The following is a 19549-nucleotide window of genomic DNA, read 5'->3' on the forward strand; positions in this document are numbered from 1 at the left end:
GGGGCGTTCGGCATCACCCGCCGAGGAGGACGTCGAGGAGTGTCGTGCGCCGGGTGCCGGTCTGCCGCTCGCCGCCGACATCGGCGGGCGGGATGAGGCCGTCGTCGAGGGGGACGGCGCCCGTCCCGTCGCTCGCCACGGCCGCGCCGTGGTCAGCCGGCCGCTCGTCGGTGCCGAGCGTGCGGGAGATGATGTCGAAGAGCTCGTCGCCGCCTTCCTGCGGCACCGGCTGGGTGCCGCCCTGCAGCGGATCGCCGTTCGCCGTGCCGAACAGCGGGGAGGGCGACAGGCCGGCATGGGCGGCGGTCATGAACTCGCTCCAGGCCTTGGCCGGAAGCCCGCCGCCCGTCACCTTCTTCATCGACTTGCCGTCGTCGTTGCCGAACCACACGCCGGTGGTCAGGTTGGCCGTGTAGCCGACGAAGAGCGCGTCGCGGAAGGACTGCGTCGTGCCGGACTTGCCGGCGGCCTGCCAGCCGGGAATGCGGGCGTTCTTGCCGGTTCCCTCGGTGATGACGCGCATCATCATGCCGTTCATCTGGGAGACGATGGTCGGCTCCAGCACCCGGGGCGGATTGTCGTAGGTGTTCTCGTAGAGCACCTTGCCGTCGGCGGTGGAGATGCGCCGGATGATGTGCGGCGTCGCCTTGTAGCCGCCGTTCATGAAGGGCGCATAGGCGGCGGTCAGCTCGACCAGCGTCACTTCCGAGGTGCCGAGCGCGATCGAGGCGTTCGACTGCAGCTCGGATTCGATGCCGAGCCGGCGGGCGAGTTTGATTACCTCGTCCGGGCCGACTTCCATGACCAGCTGCGCCGCGATGGTGTTCAGCGAATTGGCGAGCGCCGAGGCGAGCGTCACCTCGCCGCGATATTTCTGGTCGTAGTTCTCAGGCGTCCACTTGCCGATCTTCACCGGCGCGTCGTTGCGCACCGAAAGCGGCGAGCGGCCGGCTTCCAGCGCCGCCGCATAGACGAAGGGCTTGAAGGCCGAGCCCGGCTGGCGCTTGGCTTTCGAGGCGCGGTCGAACTGGCTTTCCGCATAGTCGCGCCCGCCGACCAGCGCGCGTATCGCGCCCGTGCCGTCGATGGAAACGAGCGCGGCCTGCGAGGCGTTCGACTTGGTACCGTCCTTTTCGAGTTGCGCGGTGATCGCCTCGTCGGCCTTCTTCTCGAGGTCGAGGTCGATCGTCGTGTCGATGACGAGGTCTTCCTTGATGTCGCCGATCATGCCCGGTAGCTGCGCCATCACCATGTCGGCGGCATAGTGCTGGGCGCCCGACCAGTAGCTCTTGGCGCGCGCCGGGGTCTGCGACATCGCGGTCTTGATCTCGTTGTCGGTGACGTAGCCTTCCTCGCGCATGGCGCCGAGAACGACCTGGGCGCGTGCCTCGGCCGCCTCCGGATCGCGCGCCGGAGAGAGGCGCGAGGGCGCCTTGAGCAGGCCGGCGAGCAGCGCGGCCTCGCCGAGATTCACGTCGCGCGCCGACTTGTTGAAGTAGCGCCGCGAGGCGGCCTCCACGCCATAGGAATTGGAGCCGAAGAACACGCGGTTGAGATACATCGCGATGATCTGGTCCTTGGAATATTTGTGCTCGAGCCAGAAGGCGAGCAGCACTTCCTGCACCTTGCGCTCCAGCGTGCGCTCGGGCGAGAGGAACATGTTCTTGGCGAGCTGCTGCGTGAGCGTCGAGCCGCCCTGCACCATGCGGCCGGTCGTGATGTTGGTGAACATCGCGCGGGCAAGGCCGAGCGGATCGACGCCGAAATGCGAATAGAAGCGGCGGTCCTCGATGGCGATGACGGCCTGCGGAATATAGGGCGACATGTTTTCCAGCGACAGCGCCTCGCCGCCCGTCAGGCCGCGATTGGCGATCGTGTCGCCGCTGACGGCGAGGATCTTGATGTTCGGCGGCCGGTCGGGGATGGACCAGCTCGTGGCGCTCGGCATGCGCGCGCCGTAGTAGAGCACCAGCCCGCCGACACCGATGGCGCCCCAGATGCCGAGCACGACGCACCAGTAGAAGAGCTTGCGGAACAGCCCGAACAGGCCGCCCGAAGCGCCCCGCTGCCGGCCGGAGCCGCGCCGCGGCCGCTCGGCCTTTGGCGGCTTGCCGCGCCCCTTGCGGCCACCCGTGCCGCCCGCCACGCGATCGCCCGCGCCGACGTGGAAATCATCGTCGTCGCGGCCTGCCGATCCCTGGAAGGACGGTTCGATGCGCTGGGATTTTCGGTTGCCTGCCATAAGCGGTCGGATATGCCCTCGGAAACGTTGCCGTCCGTTGGACTTTAAATGCGGCGATTTAAGGGGTGGTTAAGGAGCGGTGAACGCGCGCGTGTCACTTTGGCGACAAGGCATTCTTCGTCCGGAAGGGATCGGGCGGCCCGAAGGCCGCCCGCAATAAAGGCCTCAATAGTAGGGCGAAAGGCACTCGCGGCGACCGCCGTAGTTCGGCTGGTACGAGTTGTCGTATTCGCGATACGAGCGGTAGCGCGCATAGCACCAGTCGATGTGGCGCGGATTGACACTGCCTTCGTAGCGCTCGCGAGGACGGGAATAACCGTCGTTGGCGATCGCGCCGCCGATGATCGCGCCCGCGCCGAAGGCTGCCAGCGGATACCACCAGCCGTCCGAGTGCCGGCGATAGCCGCGACGCTCGTAGCGATAGCCGCGATGGCCGCCGTACCAGCCGCGACGTTCGCGGCGGTACTGCACCTGCTCGACGTCGGAGGACTGAGAAATGCCGATTTTCGACATCGGCACGGCAAGGGCCGGTGTGGATACGAAGGCCGTGGCGAACATGGCGACCGCCATGGCGGCGGAAAGGCCGGTCTTGATCGTTGACTTCATGTCGGTCTCCCTTGGATAGTCACTGTTTCACAGTGATCTAGACGGATCATAGCATGAAAGAATTCGACTGAACGCAGGATGAACCAAAACTATCCATGGTTTCAGTCCTCGCCGTCGCTCGCCCGTGCAAGGAAACGCGACCGCTCGAAGATCAGGATGACGACCAGCGCGATGATGAAGGGGATGATGAGGTAGAAGAGCCGGAACACGGCGAGCGCCGCCAGCACCGCCGCGGGGTCCATGTCCGGCAGGCCCGCGATGAAGACGAGTTCCAGGACGCCGATGCCGCCCGGCGCGTGCGACAGCAGCGCGACCGAGAAGGAGGCGAGGAAGATGCCGAGCACGACGAAGAAGCCCGGATTGCCCTCCGCCGGCAGCACGAAATAGATGATCGCGGCAGCACCAATCAGCTCGATCGGCGCGATGATCAGCTGGCGGAAGACAAGAGAGGGCTTTGGATATTCCAGCTTCAGCCAGCGTGTGTTGACCGGCCGGAAGCCGACGAGGCTGCCGACGACGTAGAGCGCGACCAGCATGAGGATGATGATGCCCGTCGAGAACGCCGCCTCTATGGGCAGGAAATCGGCGAAACGCCCGATGATCTCCGGCTCCAGCACCAGGACGAGGCCGAACAGCATGATGGTGCCGAGCGCGAAGGTGAAGGAGCAGAAGGCGACGAGGACGCCCACCTCCGACCCGGTCAGCCCTTTCGACGTATAGGCGCGGTAGCGCACCAGCGCCCCGGAAAAGACCGAGGCGCCGATATTGTGCGACAGCGCATAGGTGGTGAAGGACGTTATGGTGATGAACCACAAGGAGATGCGGTGGCCGAGATGCTCCAGCGCCAGATGGTCGTAGGCGGCAAGCGCGGCATAGGCGACGAGCGTCGCCAGCGAGGCGAGGATCCAGCCTGACATCGGAATGGCGTGGATGCTCGCCATGAACTCGTCGAGCGAAAGGCCGCGCAGGTCCTTGTAGAGGATATAGATCGACAGGACGATGGCGGCGGTGCTGACGAGCGGCCAGAAGAATTTCTTCAGCCGCTTCATCCTGCCTTGCCCCCGGTTTCCGTTGCCCTGTTGCCCGAGCAGCAAAGGTCCTTCGCGATCCGTGCTGGCGCCATCCTCACCCCTTCCCCATCGTGCGGGCCTGTCATCGCCTGCCGGCGTGCGGCTCTTGTCGTTTTTCAGTTGGCCAGCATTTCCGTGCGCTCGGGTTAACGCCGGCCAACTTTGTCATCACATCTGCGTCAACGCGCGGCGAGTGCCGCCAGGATGCGCACCCAGGAGCGGATGCCCTTCTCGAAGGACCGCAGTTCGTACTTCTCGTTCGGCGAATGGATGCGGTCGTCCGACAGCGCAAAACCGACGAGCAAGGATTCCATGCCGAGCATCTTCTGGAAATCGCCAACGATAGGGATGGAGCCGCCCATGCCGATAACGACGGCGGGCTTGGGCCATTCGTCGGAAAGCGCCGACTTGGCCTTGCCGAGCAGGGACGAATCGTAGGGAAGCTGGATTGCCGGCGAGCCGCCATGGGCGTGGAACGTCACGGAGCAGTCGGCCGGGATCTTCGCACGCACATAGGCGCGGAACGCATCGCGGATCTTCGCCGGGTCCTGCTTGCCGACGAGGCGGAAGGAGACCTTGGCCGAGGCCTCGGCCGCGATCACCGTCTTGAAGCCCTCGCCGGTATAGCCGCCGGTGATGCCGTTGACCTCGGCCGTCGGGCGCGCCCAGGTGAGTTCCAACACGGAACGGCCCTTCTCGCCGGAGGGGATCGACAGGCCGATCTCGCCCAGGAAGCTCTCCGCCGAGCTGCCGAGCTTCTCCCATGCGGCCTTGATCTGCGTCGGGGTCTCCTCGACGCCGTCGTAGAAGCCTTCGAGCGTCACGCGGCCGGTCTCGTCGTGCAGGCCCGCGAGGATCGTCGTGAGGATGTGGATCGGGTTTGCCGCCGCGCCGCCGAAATAGCCCGAATGCAGGTCGCGGTCGGCCGCCTTGACGACGATCTCTTCCCCGACGAGGCCGCGCAGGCCCGCCGAGATCGCCGGTGTATCGGCGTCCCACATGCTGGTGTCGCAGACGAGGGCGAAGTCCGCCGTCAATTCCGCCGCATTGGCTTCGAGGAAGGGTTTCAGCGACGGCGAGCCGGATTCCTCCTCGCCTTCGAAGAGGATGGTGACACGGCAGGGCAGCGCGCCCGCCGTTTCCTTGTAGGCGCGGCAGGCTTCGACGAAGGTGAGGAGCTGGCCCTTGTCGTCGGAGGTGCCGCGGCCGGTGATGATGCGCCGGCCGCCCTCGACCTCGCGCACCGCCGGCTCGAAGGGATCGTGGTCCCAGAGGTTCAGCGGATCGACCGGCTGGACGTCGTAGTGACCGTAGAACAGCACATGCGGCGCATCCGGCCTCGCGCCGTCGTGATGGGCGACGACCATCGGATGGCCGGGCGTGTCGCGCACCGTCGCATCGAAGCCGAGCGTGCGCAGTTCCGTGACCAGCCATTCGGCCGCCCGCCGGCATTCCGTCTTGAAGGCCGGATCGGTGGAGATGGACTTGATGCGCACGAGTTCGAACAGGCGTTCGAGGCTGGCGGGAATGCCGGCGCTGGCGCGGTCGAGGACGGGCAGGATATTTGTCATGGTCGAATCCCTTGCGAATTGCGCGGCGACATTAGACCGATCGTGTCGGGGAGGGCAAATCCTCTGACGGCTTTGCGACGGTCAGACGCGCGGCTCGCGGCCGAGATTGGCCAGCACCATGCGCATATACTCGAGAAGAAGCTCCCGCTCGAAGCGCCGGAAGCCCTGGAAAAGCGCTTCTTCCGTCGCGCTGGCCGCGGCGAGCGCCGTCTCCTGCAGCGCCTTGCCCTCGGTGGTGAGAAAGACGAGCTGGGCCCGCCTGTCCTTCGGGTGGCGGCGGCGGGAGATCAGGCCGTCGCGCTCCATGCGCGAGAGCGTGTTGGCCATGGTCGCCTGCTCGATGTCGAGCCGGTCGAGAAGTTCGCGCTGGGTCAGGCCGTCGCCGTTCCACAGTTCGAGCAGGACCGGGAACTGGCCGGGCGCAAAGCCGGCCCCGTCCGCCCGCGCATGGAGCGCGCGGGACGCCGCCTTCGCCAGGAGATTGGCGAGATAGGTCGCCGACGCCGTCCGGTCAAAGTCCATGAAGCGGAAGCTATGCCGGTTCGCGGCCGATGACAATGGATTGAGGCGATGGGGGATTGAGGCGATGGGGATTGCAGACGGTGGAGTTTGCCCCAAATGCGGGAAGCCGCCGACGACAGGAGGCTTGTCGCGGCGGCTTCGCTCGAATTATGGACAAAGGCCCGGAGAGGGGGATGAGGCCTTTGTCCTTGTCTGGCGCGGCGGGGGACAGGCCGGGATGCCAGACAGCGGCTTGATCAGGTGCCGATGAGTAGTATTTGTGTGTCCGAATGTGGCTTTTCAAGGGATTCGAACGCCCGCGAAAATTACAAATTGGTAACGTTCGTGTGAGGCTTCGACACCCCTTTGAAAGGGCCCTGGAGCGCAATGAAAGATAGACGCCGCAAGCGGCCCGCGCTATCCATTCCCCCATGAAAAAAGGTGATCATCTCTTCCTCGTCGACGGCTCGGGCTTCATCTTCCGCGCCTTCCATGCCATCCCGCCGCTCAACCGCAAGTCGGACGGGCTGCCGGTCAATGCCGTCTCGGGTTTCTGCAACATGCTGTGGAAGCTCCTGAAGGATGCGCGCAACACCGACGTGGGCGTGACGCCGACCCATTTCGCCGTGATCTTCGACTATTCCTCGAAGACCTTCCGCAACGAGCTCTACGACCAGTACAAGGCGAACCGCACCGCGCCGCCGGAAGACCTGATCCCGCAATTCGGCCTCATCCGCCATGCGACGCGCGCCTTCAACCTGCCCTGCATCGAGAAGGAAGGCTTCGAGGCCGACGACCTGATCGCCACCTATGCCCGCCTTGCCGAAGCCGACGGCGCGGGCGTCACCATCGTCTCCTCCGACAAGGACCTCATGCAGCTCGTGACCGAGAACGTCTCGATGTATGACGGCATGAAGGACAAGCAGATCTCCATTCCCGAAGTGATCGAGAAATGGGGTGTGCCGCCGGAAAAGATGATCGACCTCCAGTCGCTGACGGGCGATTCGACCGACAACGTGCCCGGCGTTCCCGGCATCGGCCCGAAGACCGCCGCCCAGCTTCTCGAGGAATATGGCGACCTCGACACGCTGCTGGCCCGCGCCGAGGAGATCAAGCAGGTCAAGCGGCGCGAGAATATCGTCGCCAATCGTGAGCTCGTGCTGCTTTCCAGGCAGCTCGTTACGCTGAAGACCGACACGCCGCTCGACATGCCGCTGGACGATCTGGTCCTTCATCCGCAGGACGGCCCCAAGCTGATCGGCTTCCTGAAGGCGATGGAATTCACGACCCTGACGCGCCGCGTCGCGGAAGCCTGCGACTGCGACGCCGGCGCCATCGAGGCGGCGAACGTGCCGGTCGAATGGGGCGCCGAGGCGCATGGCCCGGACCTCGACAAGGGCGACGTCGCCGGCCCGGCCCTGGTTCTCGACGGCAACGAGACGGCGGCCGAGGCGGCCGCGACCCTGCTGCCGACCGCCAAGCCCGGCGAAGCGACGCCCTCGGCGCTCGCGAAGGCACGGGCCGAGCGCTTCTCCGCCGCGCCCATCGACCATTCCACCTATGAGACGGTGCGCGATCTCGACAGCCTCGACCGCTGGATCGCCGCCGCGCGCGAAACCGGCCTTGTCGGCTTCGACACGGAAACCACCTCGCTCGACGCCATGCAGGCCGAGCTGTGCGGCTTCTCGCTGGCCATCGCCGACAATGCCAAGGACCCCTCCGGCACGGTGATCCGCGCCTGCTACGTGCCGCTGAACCACAAGACCGGCGTCGGGGACCTGCTCGGCGGCGGGCTCGCCGAGGGGCAGATCCCGGTCCGCGCCGCGCTGGAGCGGCTGAAGGCGCTGCTGGAGGACCCGTCCGTCCTGAAGGTCGCGCAGAACCTCAAATACGACTACCTCGTCATGCGTCGGCACGGCATTACCGTCGAGGGTTTCGACGACACGATGCTGATGTCCTATGCGCTCGATGCGGGCGCCGGCAACCATGGCATGGACACGCTCTCGGAACGCTGGCTCGGCCACAAGCCGATCGCCTACAAGGATGTCGCGGGCTCCGGCAAGGGCGCGCAGACCTTCGACATGGTCGATATTTCCCGCGCCACGGCCTATGCCGCCGAGGATGCCGACGTGACGCTACGGCTCTGGCATGTGCTCAAGCCGCGGCTTTCGGCCGATCACATGACCGCCGTCTACGAGCGGCTTGAGCGCCCGCTGGTGCCCGTGCTCGCCCGCATGGAGGAGCGCGGCATCACCATCGACCGGCAGGTGCTCTCGCGCCTTTCCGGCGAGCTGGCGCAGGGCGCGGCGGCGTTCGAGGACGAGATTTACGAACTGGCCGGCGAACGCTTCAATATCGGCTCGCCCAAGCAGCTCGGCGACATCCTGTTCGGCAAGATGGGCCTGCCCGGCGCGTCCAAGACCAAGACGGGCCAGTGGTCGACCTCCGCGCAGGTTCTGGAAGACCTCGCCGCCCAGGGCATTCCCCTGCCGCGCAAGATCGTCGACTGGCGCCAGCTCACCAAGCTGAAATCCACCTATACCGACGCGTTGCCCGGCTTCGTGCATCCCGAGACGAAGCGCGTGCACACGTCCTATGCGCTCGCCGCCACGACGACCGGCCGTCTTTCCTCCTCCGATCCGAACCTGCAGAACATTCCGGTGCGCACCGCCGAGGGCCGCAAGATCCGCACGGCCTTCATCTCGACGCCCGGCCACAAGCTGGTCTCGGCCGACTACAGCCAGATCGAGCTGCGCGTGCTCGCCCATGTCGCCGATATCCCGCAGCTCAAGCAGGCGTTCGCCGACGGCGTCGACATCCATGCGATGACGGCTTCCGAAATGTTCGGCGTGCCGGTCGAGGGCATGCCGTCGGAAGTCCGCCGCCGCGCCAAGGCGATCAATTTCGGCATCATCTACGGCATTTCGGCCTTCGGCCTTGCCAACCAGCTCTCCATCGAGCGCTCGGAGGCCGGCGACTACATCAAGAAGTATTTCGAGCGCTTCCCGGGCATCAAGGACTACATGGACAGCACCAAGGCCTTCGCCCGCGAGAACGGCTATGTCGAGACGATCTTCGGCCGCCGGGCGCATTATCCGGAGATCAAGTCGTCCAACCCCTCGGTTCGCGCCTTCAATGAGCGCGCCTCGATCAATGCGCCGATCCAGGGCTCGGCCGCCGACATCATCCGCCGCGCCATGGTGAAGATGGAGCCGGCGCTGACGGCCGCCGGCCTTTCCGCCCGCATGCTGCTGCAGGTGCACGACGAACTGATCTTCGAGGTCGAGGACGGCGAGGTCGACAAGGCGATCCCCGTCATCGTCGATGTCATGGAGAACGCGTCCATGCCGGCGGTGTCGATGAAGGTGCCGCTGAAGGTGGATGCGCGCGCGGCCGTCAACTGGGACGAGGCGCACTGAGCGGCGCCCGGCTTAACGTGGCCTTAACGCCGGTTGCCGCTTGATCGGCGCAAACCAAGGCGGACCGGTGCCTCAGCCGGAACGGAGGCAAAGGCATGCGATCCTCGACCGGCGCGAAGGCGCTCTTTCGGCTGGTGGCGACCATGGCGGCAATCGCTATTCCGCTTGAGGCGGGCGCGGCCTGCCTGAAGGGCATCAATCTGGCCGGCGCCGAATTCGGCGAGGGCCGCGGCACCTACGGCAAGGACTATACTTATCCGTCCGCCGAGACGATCGCCTATTTCGCCGGCAAGGGCTTCAACGCCGTGCGGCTTCCCTTCAAGTGGGAGCGCCTGCAGCCGCGCCTTGGCCGCGGCTTCGACAAGGCGGAGCGCACGCGGCTTTCCGATGCGGTGAAGGCGCTGCGCAAGGCCGGCATGACCGTCATCCTCGACCCGCACAACTACGCCTATTACGGCAAGGACCGGATCGGCTCGGACGCGGTGCCGGACGGCGCCTTCGCCGATTTCTGGCAGCGGCTGGCCGAGGATTACAAGGATGACCAGGGCGTGCAGTTCGGCCTGATGAACGAGCCCTACGACGTGACGGCGACGCAATGGCTCGCCTCCGCCAATGCCGCCATCGCCGCCATCCGAAAGACCGGCGCGACGAACCTCGTTCTCGTCCCCGGCACGATCTGGACCGGCGCGCATAGCTGGGAGGAGGAGCGCGACGGCGGCGCCAACGGCACCGTGATGCTCGCCGTCGAGGACCCGGCGAACAATCATGCCTACGAGGTGCACCAGTATCTCGACGCGGACTTTTCCGGCAAGGCGAAGACCTGCGAGCGGGCGGACGACGCGGTGAAGGCGCTAGAGCGCTTTACCGACTGGCTGAAGCGCAACGGCAAGCGCGGTTTCCTCGGCGAGTTCGGCGCCTCCGCCGATCCCGCCTGCCTCGACGGGCTCGCCCGCATGACGGCGCTCGTCGGCAGGGAGACCGGGGTCTGGACCGGCTGGACCTATTGGGCGGCAGGCGACTGGTGGCCGGCGGACGAGCCGCTCAACATCCAGCCGACCGCCGAAGGGGACCGCCCGCAGATGGCCGCGCTCGTTGCCGGCGCGAACCCGTCCGAGGCGGCGGGAAGCTGCCCCGCGCTGCCCTGACGGTTTTTCAAAGCCCGAATTTGCGGTTTTCCTGCACGCTCTGCGTTTATGGCTAACGGACCCTCAACGGGGCTGAATCGTTCCGCCGTGATACACCTGGCGATTCGCGCAACAGCCTGGGAAACCGGGCCTATTCGGCCTTTTTTCACGAAGTTCCACAATGGGTCGTCTCATGCTGGAGCGCCCTCCCAAGGGGCTTCACGAATTCTTATCCATGTCCCTTCAGCCGATCTTATCAACCGCCGGTTATGCCTTTCGGGAACGATAAGCAAAGGCCTGCTGTCCGGCCGACGAAGAAACGATGGAGAAAGACATGAAGCAGAAGATCCGTGACATCCTGGGCAAACACGGCGCTCTCCCGGTGCCGGTCGATCAGCTGGCGGACGATGCCGATCTCTATGCGGCGGGTCTTTCTTCCTTCGCCTCGGTCCAGGTGATGCTGGGCATCGAGGAAGCCTTCGACGTCGAATTCCCCGACAACCTGCTCAACCGCAAGTCCTTCCAGAGCGTCGATGCCATCACGCGGGCGGTCGCAAGCCTGGTCGGCAATGCGGAGGCCGCCGAATGACCCTCACCGTCGGTTCCAGCCTCACGGAGCGCGCCGAGCGCGTCTCCGCGGTGGCCGCAGCCCATGCCGACGACGTGGACGCCAAGGGCCGTTTCCCCCGGGAAGCGGTCGACGCCATGATCGCCGAACGGCTGCTGTCCATCCAGATCCCCGCCGCGCTCGGCGGCGAGGATTCCTCGCTTTCCGAGATCGCCGAGGTCTGTTCGCTGATCGGCCAGAGCTGCTCGGCCGCCGCCATGGTCTTCGCCATGCACCACATCAAGCTGTCGAGCCTCGTCACGCACGGGCAGGAAAGCGTCTGGCACGCCGCCTTCATGCGGCGCGTGGCGGACGGCCAGCTGCTGCTCGGCTCGGCGACGACCGAGGGCGGCATCGGCGGCAACCTGCGCAACAGCATCTGCGCCGTCGAGATCGAGGGTGACCTCTGCCGCCTCACCAAGGATGCGACGGTGATCTCCTACGGCGCCAATGCGGACGCCATTCTCATCACCTCCCGCGCCCATGCGGATGCCGCCTCGACCGACCAGGTCATGACCGTCTTCACCAGGGACCAGTACACGCTGGAGCAGACCCACGTCTGGGATACGCTCGGCATGCGCGGCACCTGCTCGGACGGCTGGCTCTTCAAGGGCGAGGCGCCGAAGGAGCAGATCTTCCCGAAGCCCTTCGCCGAGATCGCCGCCCAGTCGATGCTCGCCACCTCGCATCTCCTGTGGAGCGCGGTCTGGTACGGCATCGCCGTCAACGCGGTCTCCCGCGCGCAGGCCTTCGTGCGCGCCGCGGCCCGCAAGAGCCCCGGCGTCGCGCCGCCCGGCGCGCTGCGCCTTGCGGAAGCCTCGAACCTGCTCCAGCTCGTGAAGTCCAGCACCGTCGCCGGTCTTCGCGAATACGAGGCGGCCAAGGCGGATCCGGACCGGCTCTCCTCCATGGGCTTTGCCGTCGCGATGAACAACGTGAAGATCGCCTCCTCCGAGACGATCCTGACGATCATCAACCAGGCCATGCTGATCTGCGGCATCATGGGCTACAAGAACGGCACGCCCTTCAGCCTCGGCCGGCACCTGCGCGACGCGCATTCCGCCCAACTCATGATCTCCAACGACCGCATCCTCGGCAACACGTCGAACCTCCTGCTTGTGCACAAGCAGGACACCAGCCTGATCGGGTGACACAATGGATATGCAAACCTCTCTTCTCGACCGGCTCTTCGATACGGGCCTGCTCATCGACACCGGCGTCGAAGGCCTCTACGGCCGCAGCGGCGCTTTCGAGGACGTCATCGCCCGCTTCGAGCGGCTGATCGACGCCTATGGCGGCGCCGACGGCGCGGAAGCCATGCGCTTCCCGCCGGGCATGAACCGGGCGCATTTCGAGTCTTCGGGCTACATGAAGAGCTTCCCGCAGCTTGCCGGCACGGTGCACAGCTTCTGCGGCGGCGACCTCGACCATATGAGCCTGCTGCAATGCATGGAGGTGGGCGGCGACTGGACGAAGGACCAGAAGGCGACGGACATCGTGCTGACACCGGCGGCCTGCTATCCGCTCTACCCGACGATCGCCAAGCGCGGCCGCCTGCCGGCGGGCGGCGGGCTCTACGACCTGCAGTCCTACTGCTTCCGCCATGAGCCCTCGAACGACCCGGCCCGCCAGCAGCTCTTCCGCATGCGCGAATATGTCTGCATGGGCACGCAGGAGCATGTGACGACGTTCCGCCAGACCTGGATGGACCGCGGCCTGGAGATGATGGCCAAGGTCGGCCTCGACGTGACGATGGACGTGGCGAACGACCCGTTCTTCGGCCGCGCCGGCCGCATGATGGCCAACAACCAGCGCGACCAGAACCTGAAGTTCGAGCTCTTGATCCCGGTGACGTCGGCCGCCAAGCCGACGGCCTGCATGAGCTTCAACTACCATCAGGACGCCTTCGGCGCGAAATGGGGCCTCAACCTCGAGAACGGCGATGTCGCGCACACCGCTTGCGTCGGCTTCGGCCTGGAGCGCATCGCGCTCGCGCTCTTCGCCCGTCACGGCCTCGACATCGCCGCCTGGCCGGCGGACGTGCGCAAGGTGCTGGGATACCAGGACTGACATGGCTGCCATCTTCGCCGGGCTTGACCCCGAGACCTACCAGCCACATGCGCTACACGATCCCGAGCGCATGTGGCCGGAGACGAACTGCTATGTCGACCTCTGGATCGAGGTGCTGAACGCATTCGGCACCCGGCCCGAGGCGATGCTCGGCTTCTCGCTGACGCAGGATTTCGAGGGCGACCAGTTCACCTTCTTCAAGGTGCCGCTGGAGGACCTCGAAACCCTCTACGGCATCCGCTGCACGGAGCTTGCCATCTTCGACCGGGTGGAGAGCCATGTCGCGACCCAGATCGCGCGCGGTCGTCTCTGCCTCATCGAGATGGATAGCTTCTACATGCCCGATACGCGCGGCGTCGCCTACGGGCAGGAGCACGGCAAGACGACGGTGGCGGTCAACCGGCTGGACCTTGCGAACAAACGGCTCGACTATTTCCACAATGCCGGCTTCTTCCGGCTGGAGGGCGAGGATTTCGACGGCCTGTTCCACCTGAACGACGGCCCCGAGGACCTGCCCTTCCTGCCCTATACGGAATTCGCGAAATTCCCGGCGGAGCAGCCCGGTGAGGCGCATCTGCGCCGCGAGGCAAATCGCCTCGCCGCCTTCCATTTCGCCCGGCGTCCGGCGGAAAATCCGGTGGCGGCCTTCGCCAGCGTGTTTCCGCAGCAGGTGGAGGCGGTGGCGGAGCGGCCCTTCGGCTTCTTCCACAAATATGCCTTCAACACGCTGCGCCAGCTCGGCGCCAATTTCGAGCTGGCCGGCAGCCATCTCGACTGGCTCGCGCCGGATGGCGGCCTGGCGGACGCCGCCGACGCTGCGCGGAAGATTTCCGAGACGGCGAAGTCCGTGCAGTTCCAGCTTGCCCGCGCCGTGACGCGCCGCAAATTCGCGCCGCTGGCGACCGCGCTCGACCCGGCCGCCGAGGCCTGGGACAGGCTGATGGCGACACTCGCCGCCCGCCTCGGCTGAAGGAGGGAAGGGTGTCTTCCACCGGAAAAGAGCTGGCCGCCGGCTGGCGCATGATCCTGACGCCGGCCGGCGCGGCCGCCGACCCGGCGGCGCTCGCTGACTTTTCCGGCGCCATCGACGCTCCCGTGCCCGGCACGGTCGCCGGCGCGCTGGAGCGTGCCGGCCGTTTCGACCGGACGGCGCCCGAACCACTCGACCATCTCGACGCTTGGTATACGCTCGACCTTTCCGACGAGGCGCCGGGTGATGCGGTGCTGCATTTCGACGGCCTCGCGACGATGGCCGAGATCTGGTGGAACGGCACGCTGCTGCTGACGTCCGATAGCATGTTCGTGCGCCACGGCCTGCCGGTCACGCTCTCCGGCCATGACCGTCTCGTCCTCTGCTTCCGCGCGCTAAAGCCGCATCTGGAAAAGCGCGGTCCCCGCGCCCGCTGGCGTCCGCAGATGATCACGCCGCAGGGCCTGCGCCTCGTGCGCACCACGCTGCTCGGCCGCATGCCGGGCTGGTGCCCCGAGGTTCACGCCGCCGGTCCCTGGCGGCCGGTGCGGCTATCGCGCCCGGCCCCGGCGCTTCCGTCCGGCATCCTGCTCTCTGCGGCCCTCGACCCCGATGGCACCGGCCGGCTTGCCATCCGCTTCGCGCTGGACGGCGCGACGGCCGCGACCGTCGAATGCGCCGGTATCTCGGCAGATGCCGTGCCGGATGGAAACGGCTCCTTCGGCGCAACCCTCGCTATCCCCGGTGCCGAAGCGTGGTGGCCGCGCACCCATGGCATTCCGGCACTGCATGACGTCCACATTGTCGTGGATGGCGAGCGCCATAAGGCCGGCCGCACCGGTTTCCGCCGCATCGAGATCGACCGCGGCGCGGATGGCAGGGATTTTGCGCTGCGGGTCAACGGCACGAAAATCTTCTGCCGCGGTGCTGTCTGGACCAATGCCGACATCGTCGACCTGCCGGGTGAGCGCACGCGCTACGAAGCGCTGCTGAAGCTCGCCGCCGAAGCGAACATGAACATCCTGCGCATCGGCGGCACCATGGCCTACGAGACGCCGGAATTCTTCGCACTCTGCGACGAGCTTGGCCTGATGGTCTGGCAGGACTTCCAGTTCGCCAATTTCGATTACCCGGCTAATGACGCGGCCTTTATCGAGAACGTGCGCCGGGAAATCGCGCAGTTCCTCGATCTCAATGCCGCCTCGCCGTCGCTCGCGGTGCTGTGCGGCGGCAGCGAGATCGACCAGCAGGCGGCGATGCTCGGCCTGCCGGAAAACGCCTGGGCCGGCCCGCTGACCCGCGAGATCCTGCCCGCGCTCGCCGCCGCGAACCGGCCGGATGTGCCCTATGTCGAGAATTCGCCGAGTGGCGGCGCCATGCCCTTCGCGCCGAATGCGGGCGTGACGCACTATTACGGCGTCGGCGCCTATTGCCGGCCGCTGGAGGATGCGCGCCGCGCCGGGGTGCGCTTTGCCGCCGAAAGCCTCGCCTTCGCCAATGTGCCGGAACAGGTGACGCTCGACGCGCACCTGCCGGTGCCGGCCGTGCACGATCCGCGCTGGAAGGCGCGTGTGCCGCGCGATCGCAACGCCTCCTGGGATTTCGAGGACGTGCGCGACCACTATCTCGGCCTCCTCTACGGCGAGGATCCGGCCCGCCTGCGCCGCGAGGACCCGGCCCGCTATCTCGATCTCTCCCGCGCCGCCGTCGGCGAGGTGATGGAGGCGACCTTCGCCGAATGGCGCCGCCCGCACGCCACCTGCAACGGCGCGCTGGTCTGGGCCTTCCAGGATCTTCTGCCCGGTGCCGGCTGGGGCGTGGTCGATGCGACCGGCCTGCCGAAATCCGCCTGGCACGCGCTGCGCCGCGCCTTCCGCCCGATGCAGATCGTGCTCACCGACGAGGGCACGAACGGGCTCGACGTGCATGTCCTCAATGACGGCGCGACCGAACGGCGCGTGACGCTGGAACTTTCCTGCCTGCGCCATGGCCGCCAGCCGGTGGTTTCCGGCCGGAGGGAGTTTGCGCTCGGCCCGCATGCGGCGCTGACGCTGCCGGCGACCGATCTCTTCGGCGCCTTCTTCGACACGACCTATGCCTTCCGCTTCGGCCCGCCCGCCCATGACGTGACGGTCGGCAGGCTTGCTGAGGCGGATGGGACGGTGATGGCAGAAGCCTTCCATTTCCCGCGCGGCCGCCCCGCGGCGATGGTCCCCGCCGTCGTGACGGCAGGACTTCGCCAGGTCGGGGAGGATTGGTTGCTGGACCTGTCGGCCGACCGCCTCGCCCAGTCCGTCGTCATCGAGGCCGAGGGCTTCGTGCCGTCGGACAACTGGTTCCATCTTGCGCCGGGCGGGGTGAAGACCGTCGGCCTTGCCCCACGGCCGGGCACCGATCCGGCCGCAAGACCCAAGGGCGAAATCCGCGGCCTCGGCGTCGACGCCATTATCTCGTTCTGAGCTTTCCGCCGGTGAAAGCCGGCGGATTGCAAGAAATCATCGGTGATTTTCGGTAGAGCGTCAGAAGAAGACGTGCAGCGGCCATTGCACCGGGCGGCGGGAGGAGGAGAGCCGGCTGCCTTCGAGCGGGAGCCTGTCTTCCGTGGCAGTGCCCCGCGCCTCGTCGCGGTCCGTGTCCTCGGTCTTCGGCTGGAAGCCGACCGGATAGAGGTTGAAGTAGCCGAGCGTCACGCCACCGAGATACATCATGCCACCGTCTCCGTCGTTGTTGGTTCCGGTCAACATCATGGCGAAATCGTGGCATGTGTCAATAGTCTATAAAATTGGTGTTCTATTCGTCTCTTGAAGCGCCGGGGGCCGAAAGGGTACGAGACGGGTTAGATCCACCCGCAAACCGCCTTGGAAATGAGCCTTGTACACGCTGGACCGCACCGAACAGTTCGAGCAGGAGATCCGCAAGAGCCGGTTCCGCGCGATCGCCTGCCCGGTCGACAGCGAGGCGGAGGCGAGGGCCCGGCTGGCGGAGGTGTCGGATGCCGCCGCGAACCACAATTGCTGGGCCTGGCGCATCGGCCAGGCCTATCGCTTCAACGATGACGGCGAGCCGAGCGGCACCGCGGGCAAGCCGATCCTCCAGGCCATCGACGGCCAGGCGCTCGACCGCACGCTGGTCGTCGTCACCCGCTGGTTCGGCGGAATTCTTCTGGGCAGCGGCGGGCTCATCCGCGCCTATGGCGGCACGGCCGCGCTTTGCCTGCGCGCCGCCGCGAAAACCGAATATGTCGAGCGGGTCGCGCTCACCGTCTCGCTCGGGTTTTCCGATCTGGCGCTCGTCAAGGCGCGGCTCGGCGCTGCCGCCGGGCTGGTAATGGACGACGAGACCTATCACGATACGGGCGCCCGCCTGTCCTTCCGCGTGCCCTCGGAAAAGGCGGAGGAAATCGGCCGGCTGATCGTGGATCTCACCAGCGGGCGCGCCGAAATCGACGGCTGACGGCCGTTTTTGCCCACAGGAACAAATAAAATCGCCTTTCCGCCGCACGGCATCTTTGGAGAACGGTTTGGCGTGCCGGCGGAGAGAGGCCGAAAGCCGTCTTCCTGCGGACGGAATCGGCGCAAAGTTGCGCTCGTCCCCGGCCTCGCGCCGGCAGCGCACGGCTATATGCAAGGTGGATTTTTCGGTTTATCTACCGGCCGGACCATTTCCCGCGGGCGGCTTGCCCGCGATCCCGCACGACAAAGAGGACGATACCATGAGCCTGCGTATCAACGACATCGCTCCGGACTTCAGCGCCGAAACCACCGCCGGCACGATCGATTTCCATGACTGGATCGGCGACGGCTGGGCCGTGCTCTTCTCGCACCCCAAGAACTTCACCCCGGTCTGCACCACCGAGCTCGGCGCCATGGCCGGCATCGAGGGTGAGTTCCGCAAGCGCGGCGTCAAGATCATCGGAATTTCGGTCGATCCGGTCGACAGCCACACCAAGTGGAAGGCCGACATCCGCACCGCCACGGGCTTCGACGTCGACTATCCGCTGATCGGCGACAAGGACCTGAAGGTCGCCAAGCTCTACGACATGCTGCCGGCCGCTGCCGGTGAAAGCTCCGAGGGCCGCACGCCGGCCGACAACGCCACCGTGCGCTCGGTCTTCGTCATCGGCCCGGACAAGAAGATCAAGCTGATCCTCACCTATCCGATGACGACGGGCCGCAACTTCGCGGAGATCCTGCGGGCGATCGATTCGATCCAGCTCACCAGCAAGCATCAGGTGGCGACGCCCGCCAACTGGCAGCAGGGCGACGACGTCATCATCACCGCCGCCGTTTCCAACGAGGACGCCATCGCGCGCTTCGGCGCCTTCGATACGGTCCTGCCCTATCTGCGCAAGACGAAGCAGCCGGCCGCCTGAACGTCACCGCCGGAACGAAAACAGGCCGGGGTCGAAAGACCCCGGCTTTTTCATTTGGCGCGCAGGATGAAGCCCGAGAACCGCTTCTGCACGAAGGGCGAGACGACGAAGACCATGGCGAAAACCATGACCGGCGTGATGACGGCCGTCCGCTGCCAGATCGTCCAGCCCTCCGTCAGCGGCAGCACGACGTAGAGGATGGCGGTGATCAGGGGATAGACGGGCAGCAGCGTGACGAGGGCGAGATGCGGCTTGGAGAGCTTGCGGACGGGGGAGGTGTTGGTCATGGGAGGATCCTTTATAGAACGGAACGTTTCGTTTATATAGAAACGAAACGTTCCGTTCAAGTGCCGTTCGTGCTACAAGCGAAAAAAAGGAAGACGACATGTCAGAAGCAGACACCAGCCCCGCGCGTCGCTCGATCGGCGCGACGCGCAATCCGGCGAGCCAGGAGGCGATCCTTGCCGCGGCGGAAGCGGTGCTGCTGGAAAATGGGCTCGGCGGTTTTTCCATCGAGGCGGTGGCGCGCCGCGCGCGCGCCGGCAAGCCGACGATCTATCGCTGGTGGCCCTCGCAGGCCGCGCTGCTGCTCGATGTCTATCACAGCCGCAAGAAGGCCGGCTTCAACTACCCCGACAAGGGCAATGTGCGCGAGGATCTGCGCGCCTACGTGACCGGGCTGCTGGAGACCTGGGAGGGCACGAACGGCGCGATCTTCCGCAGCGTGGTGGCCAAGGCCCAAGGCGAGCCCGAGGCGCTTGCCGCGCTGTCCGCCTACATGGCCGACCGCCGCTGCCAGAGCGGCCGGATCATCGAGAAGGCGCAGGCGCGCGGCGAGGTGCGCGCCGATGTGCGGCCCGAGCTCGTCACGGAAATTCTGTCGAGCTTCGCCTGGGGGCGGCTCCTGACCGAGCGGCTGGACGTTTCCGACGCGGAGGTCGACGCCGTCGTCGATACGGTGCTGGCCGGCATCGTGGCGAAACCGGCCGGCTGATCG

At 66.3% G+C, this 19549-nt stretch carries 17 protein-coding genes; 10 read left to right on the forward strand and 7 right to left on the reverse strand.

Going from position 1 to position 19549, the window contains the following annotated elements; translation table 11 throughout:
• Window positions 1–13 precede the first annotated feature (13 nt).
• The 5 genes from Q9316_RS19295 to Q9316_RS19315 all read right to left on the reverse strand — a co-directional run bounded on the left by Q9316_RS19295 (window position 14) and on the right by Q9316_RS19315 (window position 6011).
• Window positions 14–2242 (reverse strand): transglycosylase domain-containing protein, encoded by a 2229-nt coding sequence (locus Q9316_RS19295; protein ID WP_306033173.1) that lies wholly within the window; start codon window positions 2240–2242, stop codon window positions 14–16.
• Window positions 2243–2407: 165 nt separating this feature from the next.
• The gene (locus Q9316_RS19300; RefSeq protein WP_306033174.1) at window positions 2408–2848 is read right to left on the reverse strand and encodes a BA14K family protein; all 441 of its coding nucleotides are present in this window, start codon (window positions 2846–2848) and stop codon (window positions 2408–2410) included.
• A 101-nt stretch (window positions 2849–2949) separates the two neighbouring features.
• Window positions 2950–3897, reverse strand: a complete 948-nt coding sequence (locus Q9316_RS19305) for a lysylphosphatidylglycerol synthase domain-containing protein (RefSeq protein ID WP_306033175.1) — start codon at window positions 3895–3897, stop codon at window positions 2950–2952.
• A 200-nt stretch (window positions 3898–4097) separates the two neighbouring features.
• Window positions 4098–5489, reverse strand: a complete 1392-nt coding sequence (locus Q9316_RS19310) for a dipeptidase (protein ID WP_306033176.1) — start codon at window positions 5487–5489, stop codon at window positions 4098–4100.
• Between the two features lie 81 nt (window positions 5490–5570).
• Window positions 5571–6011, reverse strand: coding sequence for a MarR family winged helix-turn-helix transcriptional regulator (locus Q9316_RS19315; protein WP_306033177.1), 441 nt, complete (start codon window positions 6009–6011; stop codon window positions 5571–5573).
• A gap of 410 nt (window positions 6012–6421) precedes the next feature.
• On the opposite strand from Q9316_RS19315, the gene polA reads away from it, so the two are divergent.
• The 7 genes from polA (at window position 6422) to Q9316_RS19350 (ending at window position 16639) form a co-directional block, all read left to right on the forward strand.
• On the forward strand, window positions 6422–9409 hold the full coding sequence (gene polA, locus Q9316_RS19320; RefSeq protein WP_306033178.1) for a DNA polymerase I: 2988 nt from the start codon (window positions 6422–6424) through the stop codon (window positions 9407–9409).
• Between the two features lie 95 nt (window positions 9410–9504).
• On the forward strand, window positions 9505–10554 hold the full coding sequence (locus Q9316_RS19325; protein ID WP_306033179.1) for a glycoside hydrolase family 5 protein: 1050 nt from the start codon (window positions 9505–9507) through the stop codon (window positions 10552–10554).
• A 313-nt stretch (window positions 10555–10867) separates the two neighbouring features.
• Window positions 10868–11122, forward strand: coding sequence for an acyl carrier protein (locus Q9316_RS19330; protein WP_306033180.1), 255 nt, complete (start codon window positions 10868–10870; stop codon window positions 11120–11122).
• Window positions 11119–12291: an acyl-CoA dehydrogenase family protein gene (locus Q9316_RS19335; protein WP_306033181.1), complete on the forward strand. Its 1173-nt coding sequence runs from the start codon at window positions 11119–11121 to the stop codon at window positions 12289–12291. The genes Q9316_RS19330 and Q9316_RS19335 overlap by 4 nt, the downstream gene beginning before the upstream one ends.
• Window positions 12292–12295: 4 nt before the next feature.
• Window positions 12296–13210, forward strand: coding sequence for an amino acid--[acyl-carrier-protein] ligase (locus tag Q9316_RS19340; protein ID WP_306033182.1), 915 nt, complete (start codon window positions 12296–12298; stop codon window positions 13208–13210).
• A 1-nt stretch (window position 13211) separates the two neighbouring features.
• Complete coding sequence (locus Q9316_RS19345) at window positions 13212–14180, forward strand: DUF1839 family protein (RefSeq protein WP_306033183.1); 969 nt, start codon at window positions 13212–13214, stop codon at window positions 14178–14180.
• 50 nt (window positions 14181–14230) lie between these two features.
• Entirely contained in the window at window positions 14231–16639 is a 2409-nt protein-coding gene (locus Q9316_RS19350; protein ID WP_306035361.1) for a glycosyl hydrolase 2 galactose-binding domain-containing protein, read from the forward strand.
• A 60-nt stretch (window positions 16640–16699) separates the two neighbouring features.
• On the opposite strand, the gene Q9316_RS19355 is transcribed toward Q9316_RS19350, so the two are convergent.
• Complete coding sequence (locus Q9316_RS19355; protein WP_306033184.1) at window positions 16700–16888, reverse strand: hypothetical protein; 189 nt, start codon at window positions 16886–16888, stop codon at window positions 16700–16702.
• A gap of 163 nt (window positions 16889–17051) precedes the next feature.
• Between Q9316_RS19355 and Q9316_RS19360 the strand changes: the two genes are divergently transcribed.
• Window positions 17052–17633: an IMPACT family protein gene (locus tag Q9316_RS19360; protein ID WP_306033185.1), complete on the forward strand. Its 582-nt coding sequence runs from the start codon at window positions 17052–17054 to the stop codon at window positions 17631–17633.
• 259 nt (window positions 17634–17892) lie between these two features.
• Entirely contained in the window at window positions 17893–18552 is a 660-nt protein-coding gene (locus tag Q9316_RS19365; RefSeq protein WP_306033186.1) for a peroxiredoxin, read from the forward strand.
• A gap of 50 nt (window positions 18553–18602) precedes the next feature.
• On the opposite strand, the gene Q9316_RS19370 is transcribed toward Q9316_RS19365, so the two are convergent.
• A complete protein-coding gene (locus Q9316_RS19370; protein WP_306033187.1) occupies window positions 18603–18839 on the reverse strand; it encodes a hypothetical protein in 237 nt (78 codons plus the stop codon).
• 98 nt (window positions 18840–18937) lie between these two features.
• On the opposite strand from Q9316_RS19370, the gene Q9316_RS19375 reads away from it, so the two are divergent.
• Window positions 18938–19546 carry a TetR/AcrR family transcriptional regulator gene (locus tag Q9316_RS19375; RefSeq protein WP_306033188.1) on the forward strand — a complete coding sequence of 203 codons (609 nt, stop codon included), beginning with the start codon at window positions 18938–18940 and terminating at the stop codon, window positions 19544–19546.
• Window positions 19547–19549: the final 3 nt, after the last annotated feature.

The sequence above is a fragment of the Shinella zoogloeoides genome (genome assembly GCF_030733845.1).
Lineage (GTDB): Bacteria > Pseudomonadota > Alphaproteobacteria > Rhizobiales > Rhizobiaceae > Shinella > Shinella zoogloeoides_C.

Excerpts from the sequence above, each read along its gene's own strand:
- Q9316_RS19325 (WP_306033179.1), top strand. The coding sequence starts at position 9,505 with ATGCGATCCTCGACCGGCGCGAAGGCGCTCTTTCGGCTGGTGGCGACC.
- Q9316_RS19365 (WP_306033186.1), top strand. The coding sequence starts at position 17,893 with ATGAGCCTGCGTATCAACGACATCGCTCCGGACTTCAGCGCCGAAACC.
- Q9316_RS19350 (WP_306035361.1), top strand. The coding sequence starts at position 14,231 with ATGATCCTGACGCCGGCCGGCGCGGCCGCCGACCCGGCGGCGCTCGCT.
- polA (WP_306033178.1), top strand. The coding sequence starts at position 6,422 with ATGAAAAAAGGTGATCATCTCTTCCTCGTCGACGGCTCGGGCTTCATC.
- Q9316_RS19370 (WP_306033187.1), bottom strand. The coding sequence starts at position 18,839 with ATGACCAACACCTCCCCCGTCCGCAAGCTCTCCAAGCCGCATCTCGCC.
- Q9316_RS19315 (WP_306033177.1), bottom strand. The coding sequence starts at position 6,011 with ATGGACTTTGACCGGACGGCGTCGGCGACCTATCTCGCCAATCTCCTG.
- Q9316_RS19375 (WP_306033188.1), top strand. The coding sequence starts at position 18,938 with ATGTCAGAAGCAGACACCAGCCCCGCGCGTCGCTCGATCGGCGCGACG.
- Q9316_RS19335 (WP_306033181.1), top strand. The coding sequence starts at position 11,119 with ATGACCCTCACCGTCGGTTCCAGCCTCACGGAGCGCGCCGAGCGCGTC.
- Q9316_RS19340 (WP_306033182.1), top strand. The coding sequence starts at position 12,296 with ATGGATATGCAAACCTCTCTTCTCGACCGGCTCTTCGATACGGGCCTG.
- Q9316_RS19330 (WP_306033180.1), top strand. The coding sequence starts at position 10,868 with ATGAAGCAGAAGATCCGTGACATCCTGGGCAAACACGGCGCTCTCCCG.
- Q9316_RS19305 (WP_306033175.1), bottom strand. The coding sequence starts at position 3,897 with ATGAAGCGGCTGAAGAAATTCTTCTGGCCGCTCGTCAGCACCGCCGCC.
- Q9316_RS19295 (WP_306033173.1), bottom strand. The coding sequence starts at position 2,242 with ATGGCAGGCAACCGAAAATCCCAGCGCATCGAACCGTCCTTCCAGGGA.
- Q9316_RS19300 (WP_306033174.1), bottom strand. The coding sequence starts at position 2,848 with ATGAAGTCAACGATCAAGACCGGCCTTTCCGCCGCCATGGCGGTCGCC.
- Q9316_RS19345 (WP_306033183.1), top strand. The coding sequence starts at position 13,212 with ATGGCTGCCATCTTCGCCGGGCTTGACCCCGAGACCTACCAGCCACAT.
- Q9316_RS19310 (WP_306033176.1), bottom strand. The coding sequence starts at position 5,489 with ATGACAAATATCCTGCCCGTCCTCGACCGCGCCAGCGCCGGCATTCCC.
- Q9316_RS19355 (WP_306033184.1), bottom strand. The coding sequence starts at position 16,888 with ATGATGTATCTCGGTGGCGTGACGCTCGGCTACTTCAACCTCTATCCG.